Annotated in this window: 19 protein-coding genes; all 19 read left to right on the top strand. The window is 40.6% G+C overall.

Features of this window, described 5'->3' with window-relative positions; translation table 11 throughout:
* The gene (gene srtB, locus LI164_RS04120) at positions 1 to 978 is read left to right on the top strand and encodes a class B sortase (RefSeq protein WP_227078535.1); all 978 of its coding nucleotides are present in this window, start codon (positions 1 to 3) and stop codon (positions 976 to 978) included.
* Positions 941 to 1,594: an FctA domain-containing protein gene (locus LI164_RS04125; RefSeq protein WP_227086753.1), complete on the top strand. Its 654-nt coding sequence runs from the start codon at positions 941 to 943 to the stop codon at positions 1,592 to 1,594. Before srtB ends, LI164_RS04125 begins: the two co-directional genes overlap by 38 nt.
* Positions 1,585 to 2,142: a hypothetical protein gene (locus LI164_RS04130; protein WP_227086754.1), complete on the top strand. Its 558-nt coding sequence runs from the start codon at positions 1,585 to 1,587 to the stop codon at positions 2,140 to 2,142. The genes LI164_RS04125 and LI164_RS04130 overlap by 10 nt, the downstream gene beginning before the upstream one ends.
* 535 nt (positions 2,143 to 2,677) lie before the next feature.
* Complete coding sequence (gene adhE, locus LI164_RS04135) at positions 2,678 to 5,284, top strand: bifunctional acetaldehyde-CoA/alcohol dehydrogenase (protein WP_227086755.1); 2,607 nt, start codon at positions 2,678 to 2,680, stop codon at positions 5,282 to 5,284.
* A 13-nt stretch (positions 5,285 to 5,297) separates the two neighbouring features.
* Positions 5,298 to 6,053 (top strand): aminoglycoside phosphotransferase family protein, encoded by a 756-nt coding sequence (locus LI164_RS04140; RefSeq protein ID WP_005338990.1) that lies wholly within the window; start codon positions 5,298 to 5,300, stop codon positions 6,051 to 6,053.
* Positions 6,054 to 6,265: 212 nt separating this feature from the next.
* Entirely contained in the window at positions 6,266 to 7,276 is a 1,011-nt protein-coding gene (locus LI164_RS04145) for a permease (protein WP_227086756.1), read from the top strand.
* A 46-nt stretch (positions 7,277 to 7,322) separates the two neighbouring features.
* Positions 7,323 to 7,682: a metalloregulator ArsR/SmtB family transcription factor gene (locus LI164_RS04150; protein ID WP_117606537.1), complete on the top strand. Its 360-nt coding sequence runs from the start codon at positions 7,323 to 7,325 to the stop codon at positions 7,680 to 7,682.
* Entirely contained in the window at positions 7,669 to 8,601 is a 933-nt protein-coding gene (locus tag LI164_RS04155; RefSeq protein WP_117606538.1) for a GTP-binding protein, read from the top strand. Before LI164_RS04150 ends, LI164_RS04155 begins: the two co-directional genes overlap by 14 nt.
* A 124-nt stretch (positions 8,602 to 8,725) precedes the next feature.
* Complete coding sequence (locus LI164_RS04160) at positions 8,726 to 8,959, top strand: thioredoxin family protein (protein ID WP_005332299.1); 234 nt, start codon at positions 8,726 to 8,728, stop codon at positions 8,957 to 8,959.
* Between the two features lie 15 nt (positions 8,960 to 8,974).
* On the top strand, positions 8,975 to 9,805 hold the full coding sequence (locus LI164_RS04165; RefSeq protein WP_117606539.1) for an HAD family hydrolase: 831 nt from the start codon (positions 8,975 to 8,977) through the stop codon (positions 9,803 to 9,805).
* Positions 9,806 to 9,816: 11 nt separating this feature from the next.
* The gene (locus LI164_RS04170) at positions 9,817 to 10,644 is read left to right on the top strand and encodes an undecaprenyl-diphosphate phosphatase (protein ID WP_005332295.1); all 828 of its coding nucleotides are present in this window, start codon (positions 9,817 to 9,819) and stop codon (positions 10,642 to 10,644) included.
* 95 nt (positions 10,645 to 10,739) lie between these two features.
* On the top strand, positions 10,740 to 11,621 hold the full coding sequence (locus tag LI164_RS04175) for a transporter substrate-binding domain-containing protein (RefSeq protein WP_005332294.1): 882 nt from the start codon (positions 10,740 to 10,742) through the stop codon (positions 11,619 to 11,621).
* Between the two features lie 34 nt (positions 11,622 to 11,655).
* Positions 11,656 to 12,366: an amino acid ABC transporter permease gene (locus LI164_RS04180; RefSeq protein ID WP_117612846.1), complete on the top strand. Its 711-nt coding sequence runs from the start codon at positions 11,656 to 11,658 to the stop codon at positions 12,364 to 12,366.
* On the top strand, positions 12,350 to 13,153 hold the full coding sequence (locus LI164_RS04185; RefSeq protein ID WP_118001260.1) for an amino acid ABC transporter ATP-binding protein: 804 nt from the start codon (positions 12,350 to 12,352) through the stop codon (positions 13,151 to 13,153). Before LI164_RS04180 ends, LI164_RS04185 begins: the two co-directional genes overlap by 17 nt.
* A gap of 178 nt (positions 13,154 to 13,331) precedes the next feature.
* The gene (locus LI164_RS04190; RefSeq protein WP_227086757.1) at positions 13,332 to 14,075 is read left to right on the top strand and encodes a zinc ribbon domain-containing protein; all 744 of its coding nucleotides are present in this window, start codon (positions 13,332 to 13,334) and stop codon (positions 14,073 to 14,075) included.
* A gap of 92 nt (positions 14,076 to 14,167) precedes the next feature.
* Positions 14,168 to 14,845 (top strand): zinc ribbon domain-containing protein, encoded by a 678-nt coding sequence (locus LI164_RS04195; RefSeq protein ID WP_227086758.1) that lies wholly within the window; start codon positions 14,168 to 14,170, stop codon positions 14,843 to 14,845.
* Between the two features lie 4 nt (positions 14,846 to 14,849).
* Complete coding sequence (locus LI164_RS04200; protein WP_227086759.1) at positions 14,850 to 15,452, top strand: YARHG domain-containing protein; 603 nt, start codon at positions 14,850 to 14,852, stop codon at positions 15,450 to 15,452.
* Positions 15,453 to 15,467: 15 nt separating this feature from the next.
* Positions 15,468 to 16,670 (top strand): zinc ribbon domain-containing protein, encoded by a 1,203-nt coding sequence (locus tag LI164_RS04205; RefSeq protein ID WP_227086760.1) that lies wholly within the window; start codon positions 15,468 to 15,470, stop codon positions 16,668 to 16,670.
* A gap of 29 nt (positions 16,671 to 16,699) precedes the next feature.
* The gene (locus LI164_RS04210) at positions 16,700 to 18,721 is read left to right on the top strand and encodes a VWA domain-containing protein (RefSeq protein WP_227086761.1); all 2,022 of its coding nucleotides are present in this window, start codon (positions 16,700 to 16,702) and stop codon (positions 18,719 to 18,721) included.
* Positions 18,722 to 18,742: the final 21 nt, after the last annotated feature.

Raw genomic sequence — 18,742 nt, forward strand, 5'->3', positions numbered from 1 at the left:
ATGTTGGTGCGTATAGCAGACCGGATCGTCAATTTTGTAGTACTGATATTCACCATGTTGCTGATTTTGTACGGCGTGTATGCATTTTGGGACACAAGACAGGTCTATGATGCGGCTTCTGTGCAGAAATACAAGACCTACAAGCCGGAAAAAGATGACTCGGTGTCATTTGAACAATTGCAGGCGCAAAACCCGGAAGTTATAGGCTGGCTGCATGTATATGGAACGAAAATTGATTATCCGTTCACGCAGGCAGAAGATAATTCAAAATATGTGAATACAGATGTTATGGGTGAATATGCACTGTCGGGAAGTTTATTTCTGGATTGCATGAACGCACCGGATTTTAGCAATTTTAATAATATTATTTATGGACATCATATGGAAAAAGAGTTGATGTTCGGTGATCTTGGTCACTATGAGGATGAGATGTATTTCAATACACATGAATATGGAAATCTATATTATAGTGGTCAGGATCATGGTGTGCATTTTTTCGCATTTGTGAAAGCAGATGCATATGACAACATGATTTACAATGTCAGAATTGCAGATCAATCAGAAAAATCGAAGTATTTATCATATGTACGGGAACAGGCATTGTATTACCGGGATTTAAACATTTCTGTGGAAGATGAAAATGTACGGATTATAGCTTTATCTACTTGTAATTCACAGACTACAAATGGCAGAGATGTGTTGATTGGTGTGATTTCAGATGAAACTTATCCAGATACGTTTGCGGAAGGAGAGACAGAAAAACAGCAGGGGACGGCAAGAAACCTTCTTGAGCAAATTCCATTTTGGTGGTATGTGCTTTTGGAAAGTGTACTTATAGGGCTGGAGATTACAGCTACTCTTCGATATATCAGAAAGAAACATAAGAATTGTATGGCGGTAGATAATCGTGCAGTACAAAGACAGAAGGGAGGGGAGATAAATGGTAAGAAACCGGAGAACAGAAAATATAAAAAATAGGGGGAGATTTTCTGCATGTGTTGCAGGGATTGCTCTTATAGCAGTTCTGTTGCAGGGATTGTCGGTGAAGGCAGAGGCAGCCTCTCAAAAAACTGTTGTAAAAATACCAGTGTCCCAGACATTTGAAATAAAGAATCAAGTGCCGGACGGATTGAACCGGGAGTTTCAATATATAATGACCTGTGAAGAGGCAAAAGCTCCGATGCCGGAGGAAACTTCAGAAGGAACTTATACATTTACTTTAAAAGATAATGAAAAAAAAGTAATCGAAATTGCTTATGAACATGCCGGTGTTTACTATTATAATCTGAAACAGCAAGTATCTGATAAAAAGGATAAATTCAGTTATGATGAGACGAACTACAAGGTGGCAGTATATGTGACAAATGCAGACAATGGAGGACTTGATACGCAAGTTGTTGTAAAAAATCCAGATGGGACAAAGAGTGCAGAGGCATTTTTCCATAATTCTTATACTGGAGACAACCCGGCGAAAGGAAATACTATTGTAAAAACCGGAGATACACAGAATATCATACTGTGGTGTTCGATAGCAGCAATAGCAGTCGCAGTATTTTTTCTTGCAGTATTTATCAGGAGAAAGAAATGTCAGTGATTCGTGATCTGAGTGGACAGAAATTTGGAAGACTGACGGCCTTGTATCCAACAGAAAAACGTGACAAGAGAGGCTCTGTATATTGGCATTGTAAGTGTGAATGCGGAAATGAAGTAGATGTTTCTCTTAGTGGACTTGTATATGGTAATTATAAAAGCTGTGGATGCCTGAAGAAAGAGTGTGAAAAAAACGTGCATGACCGGCTGCATTTATTGAACGGAACTTGTGTTGAATGGCTGAAGCACCGGAAAAATCGATGTGACAGTACGAGTGGTTTCCGTGGAGTGTACAAGACGAAAGCGGGAAAGTATCGAGTGACAATCGGCTTTAAAGGAGAACGATATCAGCTCGGGACATATCGCGAGTTTCAGGATGCAGTCGATGCAAGACTGGAGGCAGAATATCTGATTCATGACAGGTTTCTGGAAGCATATGAGAAATGGTGCAAGCGCCAGAAAGAAGATCCAAAATGGGCAGAAGAGAATCCATTGATTTTCGATGTACATCAAGAGAATAAAATTATAACAGTAGAAACAAATATGGAATAAACGAAAGAACGTGGAGGGCAGCTTCCACGTTTTTCTAATGCCTACTTTAGAATATATCGATGGGGAAAAATAGTGAAATAGTATCTATGTTACAGGCTTTCCGCTTAGCCTGCATAATGCACTTTCGGCGTAAGCCGTCCTGCTTCCAAGCAGTTTATTTTTTACATACTGAGTGGGAGAAATAGAACTGAAAAACAGGCGGTGCGCACAGAAACATTGAATTATTTTGTAGTTGATGCGAGCATAGCTTGAACTTTCGGAGCATTGTTTGAGCCTGTTCATCAGGCGAGTTTGCGTAGAAAGTTCAAAATAAGCGACGCAGCATCAACAAAAAATATTCAGTTTCTGTGCGCAATGCCTGTTTCAATTCTATTTATCACAGGATATGACAAAAAATAAACAATAATGTTAAAAAAATATCATTTATATATTGACAAATAATTAACGATAATTTATACTACCGAATGTAAAGAATAAAAGACGTCTAATCAAGCAAACTATAATCCATACTTTTTATTTACAGGAGGGAATCCAGATGGCTAAGAAGAAAGATGTTGTACCGGTATTTGTTGACAATGTGGAAGCGTTGGAAGCGAAGATGCAGGCGATGCGCGAGGCGCAGAAAATCTTTGCCACCTATACACAGGAGCAGGTTGACAAGATTTTTTATGCGGCAGCAGTTGCAGCGAACAAAATGCGTATTCCACTTGCAAAGCAGGCAGTTGAGGAAACCGGACGCGGTATTGTTGAGGATAAAGTAATCAAAAATCACTATGCAGCAGAGTATATTTACAATGCATACAAAGACACAAAGACTTGTGGTGTGATTGAGGAAGATAAAGCATTCGGAATTAAGAAAATCGCAGAGCCAATCGGTCTTGTGGCAGCAGTTATTCCGACAACGAACCCGACTTCAACAGCAATCTTTAAGACATTGATCTGTCTGAAGACGAGAAATGCAATTATCATCAGTCCGCATCCGGCAGCAAAAGCTTCTACAATTGCAGCAGCAAAGATTGTTCTGGACGCAGCAGTGAAAGCCGGAGCACCGGAAGGAATCATTGGCTGGATCGATGCACCGTCACTGGAACTGACCAATATGGTCATGAAAGAATCTGACATCATCCTTGCAACAGGTGGTCCGGGAATGGTAAAGGCAGCTTATTCTTCCGGAAAACCGGCACTTGGAGTTGGAGCCGGAAATACACCGGTTATTATTGATGACACAGCAGATATTAAACTTGCAGTTAACTCCATCATTCATTCCAAAACATTTGACAACGGTATGATCTGTGCATCTGAGCAGTCCGTAACGGTTCTGGACAGCATTTACGATGAAGTAAAGAAAGAATTTGCATACAGAGGCTGCTATTTCCTGAAAAAAGGAGAAGAGCTTGATAAGGTTCGTAAGACGATTATTATAAATGGAGCATTGAATAATAAGATTCCTGGAAAATCTGCATATGAGATTGCAAAACTTGCAGGTGTGGAAGTCCCGGAAAATACAAAGATTCTGATTGGTGAAGTAGAATCTGTGGACATTTCCGAGGAATTTGCACACGAAAAATTATCACCGGTACTTGGAATGTATCGTGCGAAGACATTTGACGAAGCTCTTGAAAAAGCGGAGCGCCTTGTAGCAGATGGAGGATATGGACACACAGCTTCTCTTTATGTACATCCTGCTGAGACAGAGAAAATTGCAAAACATGCTGAAGCTATGAAGACATGTCGAATCCTGATCAACACACCATCTTCTCACGGAGGAATCGGAGATCTCTACAACTTCAAACTGGCACCGTCACTGACACTTGGCTGCGGTTCCTGGGGAGGAAACTCCGTATCTGAAAATGTAGGTGTAAAACACCTGATCAATATTAAAACAGTTGCAGAGAGGAGAGAAAATATGCTTTGGTTTCGGACTCCGGATAAGGTATACTTTAAGAAAGGCTGCATGCCGGTAGCGCTTGATGAACTTGGAAATGTACTGCACAAAAAGAAAGCATTTATCGTAACAGACAGCTTCTTATATAAGAATGGTTACGTAGCTCCGATCGAGCAGAAACTGGATGAGCTTGGAATCCAGCACACATGCTTCTTCGAGGTGGCACCGGATCCGACACTTCAGTGTGCTGAAAAAGGTGTGGATCAGATGCGCGCATTTGAGCCGGATACGATCATTGCTCTTGGCGGTGGATCTGCCATGGACGCAGCAAAGATTATGTGGGTAATGTATGAGCATCCGGAAGCTGACTTTGAGGATATGGCCATGGACTTCATGGATATCCGCAAGCGTGTATTCACTTTCCCGAAAATGGGCGAGAAAGCTTACTTTGTAGCAATCCCGACTTCTTCCGGAACAGGTTCCGAGGTGACACCATTTGCTATTATTACAGATGCCGAGACAGGTGTAAAATGGCCAATTGCAGATTATGAGCTTCTTCCGAATATGGCAATTGTAGATGTAGATAACATGATGACTCAGCCAAAAGGACTGACCAGTGCATCTGGTATCGATGTTATGACTCATGCAATTGAGGCATATGTATCTATTATGGCGACGGATTACACAGACGGACTTGCCCTCAAGGCAGCAAAAGCAGTATTTGAGTATCTGCCGAGAGCATACGACAATGGTGCAAATGATCCGGAGGCCAGAGAGAAGATGGCAAACGCATCCTGTATGGCAGGAATGGCATTTGCAAATGCATTCCTTGGACTGAACCACTCCATGGCACATAAACTTGGTGCATTCCACCACCTGCCACACGGAGTTGCAAATGCAGTGATCCTGACAGAAGTTATGAGATATAATGCTGCAGAAGTACCGACAAAAATGGGAACATTTTCACAGTATCAGTATCCACATGCACTGGCAAGATACGCTGAAATCGGCCGCTTTGTAGGCTGCCAGGGAAAAGACGATGCAGAAGTATTTGAAAACTTTATCGCAAAACTGGAAGAGCTGAAAGAAAAAATCGGTATTAAGAAGTCCATTCACGAGTACGGCATTGATGAGAAATATTTCATGGACACACTGGACGACATGGTGGAGCAGGCATTTAACGATCAGTGTACAGCAGCAAACCCAAGATATCCACTCATGAAAGAAATCAAAGAGTTATACTTAAAGTGCTGGTAAGGAGGTAAATGTGATGAAACTTACGAATCCGGAATTAATTGTGAAACGTTCTTATAAGGAAGTCTACAAGGACGGGGATAAGATTGTAAAAATATTTGAAAAAGATCACCCGAAGTCAGCCGTTTTTAATGAGGCGCTGAATACAGTTCGAGTCGAGGAGGCAGGACTGGATATTCCAAAGCTTGATGAGGTCACACAGATCGATGAAAAATGGGCACTTGTTATTGAGTGTCAGGCAGGCGAGACTCTGGAAACAGTCATGGAAAAGGATCCGGATAATCTGGAAAAATATATGGCAGAGTTCGTAGATCTTCAGCTTCAGATCCACGCAAAGACGGCTCCGATGCTTACGAAACTGAAAGACAAACTGGCAAAACAGATCAATCAGTTAAAAGAACTGGATGCGACCCAGAGATATGAGCTTCTGGTACGTCTGGAGAGCATGCCGAAGCATACAAAAGTATGCCATGGAGACTTTAATCCAAGTAATGTCATCGTAGGCGAGGACGGCAAGCTGACAGTTGTAGACTGGGCACATGTTACCCAGGGGAATGCCAGCGCAGATGCGGCACTTACTTACCTCCAGTTCGCACTGAAGAACCGTGTGGCAGCAGAGATGTATCTGACTATGTTCTGCAAGAAGAGTGACACTGCGAAACAGTATGTACAGCAGTGGTTCCCGATTGTTGCAGCAGCACAGCTTGAGAAGAACAATGAGCTGGAGAAGGATTTCCTGATGAAGTGGATTGATGTCATGGATTATCAATAAAAATATTTGATATATAATTTGATTAAAATAAATAATAAAGCATATATAAGAAGATATATTGACAAACTTCTATGTATGATGTAAAGTGTGAATAGAACGAAACCGGTACGAAAGTTCGTGCCGGTTTTTATAAAACTAAAACATAGAGATATTTCTATATTTCTATATAATGAATTGTTTATAGAAATATCTAATGTTTAAAAGGAGACGTTATGGGTGCGATTAAGACAGGCTGGGATTTTTTTCAGAACCAGATATTAGGTATGCACTGGCTGAAAGATCTCATAGGAAATCTGCTTGTAAAGGCAGGAATGGGGGAGAGTAGATTTCCCGGTGAATTTTTACATTTTTTTATTTATGATGTGATTAAGATTTTTGTACTGCTGGCGGTGCTTATTTTCCTGATTTCTTATATTCAGAGTTATTTTCCGCCGGAGAGAAGTAAGAAGATTATGGGAAGATTTCATGGTATCTGGGCGAATATTATCGGGGCATTGCTTGGAACGGTGACACCGTTCTGCTCCTGTTCTTCAATCCCAATTTTTATGGGATTTACAAGTGCAGGACTGCCACTTGGAGTGACATTTTCATTTCTTATATCTTCTCCAATGGTAGATCTTGGATCACTGGTTCTGCTTATGAGTGTGTTCGGTGGCAAAATTGCATTTGTATATGTGATAGTAGGACTGATTGTGGCAGTAGTTGGAGGCACTTTGATTGAGAAGCTTCATATGGAAGATCAGGTGGAAGAGTTCATCAGACAAGCTCAGAATGTGGAGATTGAATTCCCAAAGCTGACGGTAGGAGACAGAATGAATTATGCAAAGAATCAGGTGGTATCCACTGTGAAGAAAGTTGCACCATACATTTTTGTTGGAGTAGCAATTGGGGCGGCAATTCACAATCTGATTCCGGAGCATATAGTTCGAAGCATATTAGGAGAGCAGAAGTGGTATGCGGTGCCGCTGGCAACGGTAGTCGGAGTACCAATGTATGCAGATATTTTTGGAACAATACCGGTTGCAGAAAGTCTGCTGGCAAAAGGGGCAGGGCTTGGAACAATCCTGGCATTTATGATGTCTGTGACGACTATTTCATTCCCGTCACTGGTGATGTTGTCAAAAGCAATCAAAAAAAAGCTACTTGCAATATTTATCGGAATTGTGTGCATGGGAATTGTCATTGTAGGATACCTGTTTAATATATTTGGATATATGCTATGATAAAGATACCAGAAGATTTTTGAACAGTCAGGAAGGTGATTAGATAATGGATGATAAAGTGACGATAGATTATGCAAAATATGCCCGTATATTTAAGGTAATGTCAAACCCAAAGCGTCTGAAAATTATAGATATGCTTTCCGAAGGGGAACTTTGTGCATGCAAGATTCTGGAAGAGTTTCACATCACGCAGCCAACGTTATCTCATGATATGAAGGTAATGTGTGACCTTGGAATTGTGAAAGCGAGAAAAGAAGGAAAGTGGATGCAGTATTCACTGGATATAGAAGTTTTAAATGATGTGTATAAGACAGTCGGAAGACTTATGATACCAGGAGCTTATGCGGGACTTTTAAATTGTAATTGTAATACAGAAAGGGAGAATGAGAAGAATGAATCAGATTAAATTATATTTTCTGACAGGTTTTTTGGGATCAGGAAAGACAACACTTTTAAAGAATCTTTTAGAGAATATGGAAGGAATGAAAGTAGGAGTCATTCAGAATGAGCTTGGAAAAATCAGCATTGACGGAACAGTACTACAGAATGATGACATTCACATGGTAGAGCTGAATAGAGGATCTATTTTCTGTAGTTGTCTGCGACTTTCTTTTGTCGATGCGCTTGCGAAGATGTCACAGCAAGGATTGGAATATGTATTTGTTGAAAGTTCCGGTTTTGGAGATCCTTCCAATGCGGAGGAGATTCTGGAAGCTACAAAAGTACTGGTTGGGGAAGTATATGATTTCCGTGGCTGTATCTGTCTGGTGGACTGCTACAATTTTCTGGATCAGCTGGAGGATGAAATTACTATCGACCGTCAGTTAAAGCACTGCAACCTTGCAGTACTGACAAAAGTGGATCTTGTGGATCGAGAGAAGATTGAATTGATTAAAGAAAAAGTACAGGAGATTAATCCGGTCTGCCCAATTACAGAGAGTGAGAATGGCAATATTAAACGTTCATTTTATGATATGGATCTGATGAAGTATCAATGGGCAGAATGCGAGGAGACAACCAACTCAGCAGAGACAAAGCCAAAGACATTTTCCATGAACTTTGCAGGTGAGATTGAAAAAGACAAACTGGAAGCTTTCCTTGAGAGAATTGAGCCGAGTGTTTATCGAGCAAAAGGCTTTTTCAAGGTAAAAAATGAAGGCTGGGAGAAGGTCGATGTAGTTGGAAAGAAACTGGATTATGCGCCATATGAAGAACAGGAGAAGTCAGAACTTGTATTTATCTCCAAGATTGGAATCGCACTGATCCGGGAGATTAAGAAAGCGTGGGATGAGTGTGTCGGACTTCCGATGGATCTGAAGAACTAGGATGGAATTTTAGTTGCCAAGCATACGACAAAAAGGTCCGGTGTACCTTTTTTAGTTGCCAAGCATACGACAAAAAGGTCCAGTGGACCTTTTTTAGTGAATGTGATGAGATGAGGAGTCAGATATGAATATAAAAGTAATCGGCAGTGGATGTGAGAACTGTGATAAGACGAATGCAATTGTAGCAGAGTGTGTAGAGGAGCTTGGGATTGACGCGAAGATTGAGCGTGTTGCAGATCTGGTAGAGATTGTAAAGCTTGGAGTTATGACAGCGCCGTCTGTCATGATTGACGGAAAGCTTGTTATTTCGGGACAGGTACCATCAAAGAAACAGATGATGAAAGTGCTGAAAAAGTAAGGGAGACGAAAAGAGATGAACATCAGGATGATTGGTTTTGACCTGGATGGAACACTTCTGACAACGGACAAGATTCTGACGGAGAGAACGAAGAAAGCATTGGAGGCAGCGGCAGATCAGGGAGTGATTCTGGTACCGGCGACGGGACGGCCATTATGTGGACTCCCAAAGGAACTTCTGGAGCTTCCGTTTATAAAATATGCAGTGACAGCCAATGGTGCCAGAATTTTGGAGACAAAAACAGAACAAGTTTTATCAGAAATGTTAATTTCGGTAGAAAAAGCGCGCGAAATATTGGATATTTTCTCAGATTATGATACACTACGAGATGTGTATTACGATGGAATCGGTTACTCAGAGAAAGAGAAGCTTGTCCATATTCAGGACTATGTCATGACGAAGGCCATGGGCGAATATATTCTTAATACTCGTGTCCCTGTTGAAAGTGTAGAAGAGAAGTTTGAGACAGAGAATCGAGGGACAGATAAAGTACAGGCTTTGTTCCGATACCAGACTGACAAGGAAGAAGCATGGAAGCGTATCCGTAAAGTGACAGGAGTGGAAGCAACCGGAGCATTGGAGAATAATATTGAGGTCAATGCAGAAGGTGTCCATAAAGGGATGGCTCTTTTGAAACTGGGCGAGATATTCGGGATCAGTCGGGAGAAAATTGCGGCATTTGGTGATGGATCCAATGATACGATGATGCTTAAGACAGTCGGAATGGGAGTTGCCATGGCGAATGGAATGCCGGAAGTGAAGGCAGCAGCAGACAGATTGACAGATTCCAATGATGAAGAAGGCGTGGCAAGATTCATAGAAAAATACATATTAAAAACTGAATAGGAGGGTAACTAATGTTAGACGTATTGAAAGTCATTTTGCTCGGAATCGTGGAAGGAATCACGGAGTGGCTTCCGGTCAGCAGTACAGGACATCTGATTCTGGTGGGGAATGTTTTAAAACCGGGACTCAGTGATGCTTTTATGGAGATGTTCAACGTAGTCATCCAGCTTGGTGCTATTATGGCGGTCGTTGTTCTGTATTTTCATAAGTTGAATCCGTTTTCACCAAAGAAGACTCAAAAACAGAAGCTTTTGACCTGGCAGATGTGGATCAAAGTATTGATTGCCTGTGTACCGGCCGCTGTAGTGGGATTGCTTTTCGATGATATTCTGGATAAGATTTTTTATAAGCCGCTTCCGGTAGCTGTGATGCTGATTGTATATGGTGTACTATTTATTATAGTAGAAAACCGTAATGAAGGAAGAAAACCGGCTGTCCGCAGAATCTCTGAACTGGATATTAAGATGCTGTTGTGGATCGGTGCTTTCCAGATGCTGGCCCTGATACCAGGAACTTCAAGATCAGGTGCAACAATTGTCGGCGCGCTGATCATCGGAGTATCCAGAGAAGTGGCAGCTGAGTTCACATTTTTCCTGGCAATTCCGGTCATGTTCGGAGCAAGTGCACTGAAGCTTATCAAATTCGGATTCCACTTTACAGCAGCAGAATTCGGATTCCTGATGCTTGGCTGTGTAGTTTCTTTTGGAATGTCTGTTATTGCGATTAAGTTCCTGATGAACTATATCAAGAAGAATGATTTCAAAGTATTTGGATATTATCGAATTATATTAGGTGCACTGATTATTCTGGTAGCACTATTTAAGATGCTGCTTGGATAAAAATGGACTTGAGTTTTAGCTGAAACGTGTTAAAATATGTATTATGCAATAAATATGTATAATCATGCAGAATAAAATTTTAGGAGGACAGGGTTATGAAAATGAAAAAATTAACCAGCGTACTTTTGGTTGCAGCATGTGCGCTTTCATTAGTAGCATGTGGCGGATCAGGAGACAAAAAGGACAGCTCCAAGGGCGGTTCATCATCAAAAACAGCAAAGGTTATCGATATTGACCTTACAAATGAAGAGTATGCATTCGGAGTAGATAAGACTCAGCCAGAGCTTCTTGAGAAGACAAATGCATTTATTGAGAAAATTAAAGGTGACGGAACATTAGATAAAATCTGTGACAAATATTTTGGAAGCGGAGAGCCAGAGGCAGTTGAATCTGCAAAACTCGACAGCTCCAAAGATCAGCTTGTAGTTGCTACAAATGCAGCATTTGAACCATTTGAGTATACAAAGGGAGACAGCTACTACGGAATCGATATGGAGATCGCTAAGCTTCTTGCTGATGAGCTTGGAAAAGAGCTTGTAATTGAGAACATGGATTTCGATGCAGTATGTCTGTCTGTAAGCCAGCAGAAATGTGATATTGCTATGGCAGGTCTTACAATCAATGAAGAGAGAGAAGAGTATGTAACATTTACAGATTCTTACTATTCAGCATCACAGAGACTGATTGTACCAAGCGACAACACTGCATTTGATGACTGCAAGAGCGCAGACGATGTAGCAGCACTTCTGGCTAAGACAGAGAAATCTGACAAGATTGGTGTTCAGGCCGGAACAACAGGTCAGTATTATGTAGAAGGAAGCGAGGACTGGGATTTCCCTGGACTTCCTGCAGAGTGTGTAACATATAAGAGTGGTTCCCTTGCAGTTCAGGATATGCTCAATGGAAACATCACATATGTAATCATCGATGCAGCACCTGCATCAGCTATTACAGAATCTATCAACGAGATGCAGTAATTCTCAAGTGATGGATTAGAAGAAGAGAGAGATTATGGGTAATTTTGATCAGAAAGTAAACAAGTTTATAGAGATTTTTGTGGAACAGAATGGTTATGCAAAAGTAATTCAGGGTCTGCAGAATACACTGTTAATTGCAGTGACAGGTTTAATCATTGGTATCATTGTTGGAACTTTGATTGCAACAGTGCGTGTACTTCCAAAGTATAAAACATTGCCAAAAGTATTGAATGGCATCTGCAGCTTTTATGTAGCACTGTTTCGTGGAACACCTATGGTAGTTCAGTTGTTGGTATTTTATTATGTACTTCTTCCGATCATCGGACTGAAAATTACAGGAGTACAGGTAGCCATGCTTGTATTCGGACTCAACAGTGGTGCGTATATATCAGAGATTATGCGAAGTGGAATTCAGTCTGTGGATTCTGGACAGATGGAAGCAGGACGAGCAGTTGGTTTAAGCTTTGGGACAAGTATGATGAAGATCGTTATCCCACAGGCAGTAAAGAATATTCTCCCGACTCTTGGAAATGAGTTTATTTCCCTGATCAAGGAGACATCAGTAGTCAGCTTTGTCGGAGCAGCAGATCTTTATGTTGCATTTAATTACATTGGAACGAATAGCTATGAATTCATGGTTCCGTACTTGGTAATGGCACTGATTTATATTGCACTGGTATTGATTATTTCCTTACTGATAAAATTGATGGAAAGGAGCCTGAAGAAGAGTGATAGACGTAATTAATCTGAAAAAAAGCTTCGGTGATGTCGAAGTGTTAAAAGGCATCGATATAACCATCAATAAAGGGGACATCGTAGCAATTATCGGACCGTCTGGTTCCGGTAAGAGTACATTCCTAAGATGTCTGAACTGTATGGAAGATCCGACGTCCGGACAGATTATTTTTAACGGTGTAGACATTGCGGATATGAAAGTTGATATCAATATCCACCGCCGTAACATGGGAATGGTATTTCAGCATTTTAATTTGTTCAATAACAAGACAGTCATTGAGAATATTATGCTTGCACCGGTTTACACAAGATGCCAGGATCTTAAGAAAGCGAAGAGAAAGAAATTATTCGGAAAAGGTGGGGCAGATGCATCACTTGAAGGCCTGACAAAAGAGCAGATCAAGAAAGAAGAGAAGGAAAAGGCAATGTCACTTCTTAAGAGAATTGGTCTGGAAGATAAGGCAGATGTATATCCGTCGACGTTATCAGGTGGACAGAAACAGCGTATTGCAATTGTCCGCGCACTTGCTATGGATCCGGATGTCATTCTTTTTGATGAGCCGACATCAGCACTTGACCCGGAGATGGTAGGTGAAGTACTGGAACTGATGAAGCAGCTTGCAAGCGAAGGAATGACCATGGTAGTTGTAACACATGAGATGGGATTTGCAAAAGAGGTGGCTTCCAGAGTTGTATTTATCGACGAGGGAGTTATCAAAGAAGAAGCGGCTCCGAAAGAGTTCTTTGAAAATCCGAAAGATGCACGATTAAAAGAATTTTTATCAAAAGTATTATAAGAGATTATAAAAAAGATATAAAGAGACAGAGTGGAAAGAAATCCATCCTGTCTCTTTTTGCGTATGTGAAAATGTGGTATAGTAGAAACAACAAAGTTATCACAGATAAAAATGCCTATTAGACATAGAAAGAGGCAGTAGAAAAGAACAATATTGACACCAAGGAGGAAATATAATTATGGCTTTTTTTGACAGAATGAAAGATTCACTTACAACAGCAGGACAGGAAGTTTCTCAGAAGGCGAAGAATGCAACGGAGAATGTCAGATTAGGAAATTTGATCAAGAACAATGATAAGATGGTAGATAAATTGCTTTACCAGGTTGGTCTGAAATATTATGAAGCACACGGACAGGAAGAGGGAACAGAATATCAGGAGTTATTTGCAGAGATTAATCGTCTGAAATCAGAAAATGCTGCATATCAGCAGGAGTTGGATAATCTGGCAGCTACAAACAAATGTCCTCAGTGTGGATTTGGTAACAATGCAGGTGCAAAATTCTGCATCAGTTGTGGAGCTCCACTGAATCAGACTCCGGTTGCACCGGCACAGTCAGCACCTGGAAAATGTTGTGACAAATGTGGAGCTTTGAATGATGCGGAAGCCCTATTCTGTACGGAGTGTGGAAATCGATTAAATACACAGCCGGCGCATCCAATGACTTATACAGTGCCGGAAGCAGACGAGGTAGTTGAAACGACAGTAGCAGAGGCTATGCCAGAGGAATCTGAATCCGAGAAAGTTGACTCAAAGGAAGTTGACTCAGAGGAAACAGTGACTGAAGTCTCAGAGGAAACAGTGACTGAAGTAGACGATACGCAAGAGCCGGTAACAGAAAAAAATCCGGCATGCTGTGCAAAATGTGGAGCACCATTAGAAGAAGATGCGTTATTCTGTACATCATGTGGAGCAAGAGTTTAGAGGAGTTCTAAAGAAGCTGAAATTCGGTTAAAAGAGACTGTCGGAGGCATTCTTGAAAAAGAAGATAAGGAAGAGAGTAAGGAGGAACAGCTATGGCAAAATTTTGTTCAAAATGTGGCAATGAGCTGAAAGAAGGAGCAAGGTTCTGTTCTGTGTGTGGAAACCCGGTAAAGCAGGTACAGAGCGCACAGAGTGCGGCAACAGCAGGAACTAATGAAGAGAGGCAAGGAGTGTTTTCACAGCAGCAGGGATTTACTGCCCAGGATATGCAGTATCAGCAGATGGCAGGATCTGCTGCACCAGTGAAGAAAAATAAAAATTTATGGCTGCTTGCAATCCCGGCAGCGATTCTTGTAATTTTGCTTGTAATTTTCGGAATCAAAGCCGTTCTGTCACCGGCATATTTAAAACCTGTCAAATACATGGAAAAAGCATTCAATAAGCAGGATATTGATCTGATGAAAAAAGCAGTGCCGGATGAGTATGCAGAATGGATGACGGATGATATTGTAGATTATATGTTTGATTTGGACAGTGATTATAAAATTACGATTAAAGTTACCGATAAAGAAAAAATTGCAAAAAAAGATCTGGAAGAAACTCTGATTGATGATTATTATGTTCTGGACAGCATTGCTGAAGATGCAAAGGCGGGATATATTCTGGAAGCAGAGGCAACATTAAAACAAGACGGAGAAAAAGATACACAGGATATTACACTTGTAGTGGTCAAAGTAGATGGAAAATGGGTGATTGTCTCCGGATTATAAAATAATGAAAAGAAAGACGGGAACAAAAGTTATGCAGGAACAGACAAAGGAAAACAAATTGCCAGTAGTGTTACTGACGGTCATAATTGTAGTATTACTTGTAGGAAGCATTGTAATAGGAATATTTGGCGGTGGAGGAAAGAAAGTTGAGACTGCTGTTCCAAAGAAAGATATTAAAGCTGCAAGAGAGGCAGCAGAGCTTTCAGATGAGGGGGAAGTTCAGACGATTGCAATCGACAAAGATATTGTTGTGAATGCTGGTGGGACTGGAAGTGCAGATGAGAAGAGCGAAATGCAGGATTCACAGACAACAGAGGATTCCCAGACAGTACAGAACACGGAAGATTACATTTTTCCGAATAGCTCCTCAGTACTTCTAACAGATGCAGAGGTGTCCGGAATATCAAAAGACCAGCTCAGAATTGGAAGAAATGAAATTCTTGCTAGACATGGAAGACGTTTCAACGACCAGACACTGCAGCAGTATTTTGATAGCAAAAGCTGGTATAACGGAACCATTAGTCCGGACGAGTTCGATGCAAATTTAGATTCCAGATTGAATGATGTGGAACGTGCCAACATCGAAATCATCAAGAAGTATGAGTAACAGGGGGGATGAGAAATGTTTTGTCCAGAATGTGGATATAAGAATGTAGAGGGTGCGGCTTTCTGTGAGAACTGCGGAACGAAACTTACAGGAATGCCGGGAAGTATAAATCCAAAGGAAACCTCTTATGAAAAAACAGGAGAAAAAACAACAAAGAAAAGCGTGCCGTTTGGGAAGATAAATAAGATGCTTCTGATAGAGATACCAATCGCAATGATCAGTCTGTTAATATTCATTATGGTCTTCCAGGCAAAATTCAGCGTCAAAAGTGTGGTAGAGCGTTATGTGGAAGGGATGGGTGACGGAAACTGGAATCAAGTTTATGATACACTTTATCTTAATGCTTCCGGAGACTTTATGTCAAAGCAGGCATTTGTTACTTCCCAGACTATCAACGGAATAAAATGGGATGAGGATCTGGAAGTTCAGAAGATCCGCAAAAAGACAAGCAATACATATCGTGTAAAATACGAAGGCGATAATGGCGTCCAGAGAATCGATGTAAAGGTAAAAAGAAGAGGTCTTACATGGAAAGTTGATGAAGCGGATACATTTCTTTCAAAAAACTTTTCTGTAGCGGTTCCGAAAGGTGCAGAGATTAAAATTGATGGAATTACACCAGATTCAAAACTGAAATCCCAGGATGAGATTGAAGGAATGGATACTTATACCATTAAGAAGATATTTGGAACAAGTCATTATGTAGAAATCAGCGGTTCTGACATTGAGACTACAAGTGCTGTACTTGAGTCATACGATGAACCTACTGTTATGACAGCCGGATATAGTAAGGCTACGGTGGAACAGATGGCAGATCAGGCAGTAAAAGATCTGAACAACATTTTCCAGGGAGCTGCCGCAAACAAACGTTTCAGTGATCTCGATATTTTGAATAATATGTATGCGGATGAAAAAGATTCTGCAATCAGAAAATATGAGAGTGCGAGGGACGATTATTTTGAAAATGGAAATAACAGCTGGGAGTTTCTGAACTATACAATAACGAATTGTGAGGCTCAGGCACAGATGATCACAAGAGATCAGAAACAACTGATTGAGGTGACGATCAAAGGTGACGCTCAGTGGGAAAAGAATTATGTCTACTATGATGGAGACAAGGAGAGAGAGACAGAGACAGAAGATGCAGAACATACATTGTATTACATTGATGATGGTGGAACATGGAAATTGTATGATTTAGATCTTTGGACTTGGTAAAATATGAACTGAAAAAGGAAGAGACAAAAATGTTTTGCGAAAAATGTGGAAAGAAACTGGAAGATGGAGTGAAATTTTGCCCAAGCTGTGGAAACCGGGTAGAAATACCGGAAAATCAGACTGATACGGTTCATGAACAGCCGGAAAAAAGTAAGAAATCCAGAAAAAAAAGTAAATTACCCCTTGTTCTGATTGCGGTGCTGGCAATTATTTTGATTGTAGGCGGAATTTTATACGGAACGGTCGGCCTTAATCTGCAGAAAGATAAGCTGGCTGTGAAAATAAAAAAGGCTGGAATCCCGCAGTACACGGAAGAAATGAACGAAATTGTGGATGAATGGGATGATTTTGGAATATTCAGCATTTCTGATAAAAGAAATGATCTTCATAAGCTGAAAAAGGTTGTAAATTATTTGGATGAGTACAACACAGCAGTGGATGAGTACAAATCCATGAATAAAGAAAAAGAGCAGTATGCGTTAGATGAGGATAGTTACAAAGAATATGAAAACGCACTTCATGACTGTAGCGATGCGATTGAGCAGAAAAATCCAGAGTCACTTATAAATGCAGTCGAGATTGCAAAAGAAACACTGAAGGATTTGAAAAAAGCAGATGATAGCTATGTAGAAGACCGGGTAAAGATGTATGAGGGACTGGATCTTAAAGATGCCGGGGACGATGTTGTCTCCGGATATAAAAAGAATCTGAAAGAGATTCAGGATTTGACTGGAAAAGGAAAAAAAGATTACAAAGCTATTAAGGAAGCATTTTCCAAGATGGATCAGATCGTGTACCAGTACATAGAGCCAAAGAATCAAGCAGTCGTATCCATCCAGCAGATTGATGCCAGTGAATTTCCAACTGTAAAACTATATATGAGTATCAAAGATAAGACAACCGGAAATGTAATTGAAAATCTGGATGATGCATTTTTCTATATCAATAAGCAGGATGCAAATGCAAAGTATGTAAAACAGGTCGTGAAATCAGCGAACCAGTTGAACGAAAAAGAAGCATTGAAAGTAGATATGGTAGCTGATGTCAGTGGAAGTATGGATGGTTCACCGCTAAACGAGGCAAAACAGGTAATGTCGGATTTTGTCGGAAGCGTGCAGTTTGACGCAGGAGATCTCGTGGAATTGACATCATTTTCAACCGGAGTATGTCTGGAACAGGAATTTAGTGATGATGCTGCAACATTGAACAATGATATCCATAATCTTGTTACAGGTGATATGACAAGTCTTTACGATGCACTTTACACAGCTGTTGAACGTGTAGCAGCACAGAACGGTGCAAGATGTGTGATTGCATTTACTGATGGAAATGACAATTACAGTAACTGTACAAAAGAAGATGTGGTAAATGTTGCAAATCGCTATCATGTACCGGTATTTATTATTGGAATCGGTTCCATTGATTATGCCGATGTAAATGATATTGCAACTCAGACTGGAGGTATGTATTATAACGTCAGCGATGTAACTTCCATGGATAAGATATACGAAGAAATCTATCAGATGGAAAAACAGCTCTATCTGGTGGAATTTGAAGATAATACAGGTGCAACTGTCGGGGATACCGCAAATATTCAAGCCGGATACCACAGTATCGATTATGGCGGAGAATGTGAATACACATACACTCCGAACGTTCTTATGAGTGCCCAGAGTAGGGATATATATACAGACGGTCCTCAGGCAGCAGTAGAAGGCTATCTGAAGAACTTCGACAGCGCCATGAATAAATCCGATTTTTCTCTGATATCCGGATATTTGAAAAATGGAAGCCCGATATACACAGAACAAGAAAAATATGTTCTGCGTGATATTACAGAACGATTGGATTCCTATGAACTGACAGACGTATCATATGCAGACACCAATAACTGCGTCATATCCACAAGAGAAACTTACTATGTACAAGTAAAAGGAAAACCATTACAACTTATGACCCAGGAATGTAAGTATAATGTAGAAAATCAGGGCGATAAGTGGCAGCTTACATCATTCGCAGATATTAAAGTCGTATCAAGAATCAAACAATAAAACAATTTTGGCATGGATGCT

This window comes from Dorea sp. 210702-DFI.3.125 (genome assembly GCF_020560945.1).
In the GTDB taxonomy this organism is placed as follows: Bacteria; Bacillota; Clostridia; order Lachnospirales; family Lachnospiraceae; genus Dorea; species Dorea formicigenerans.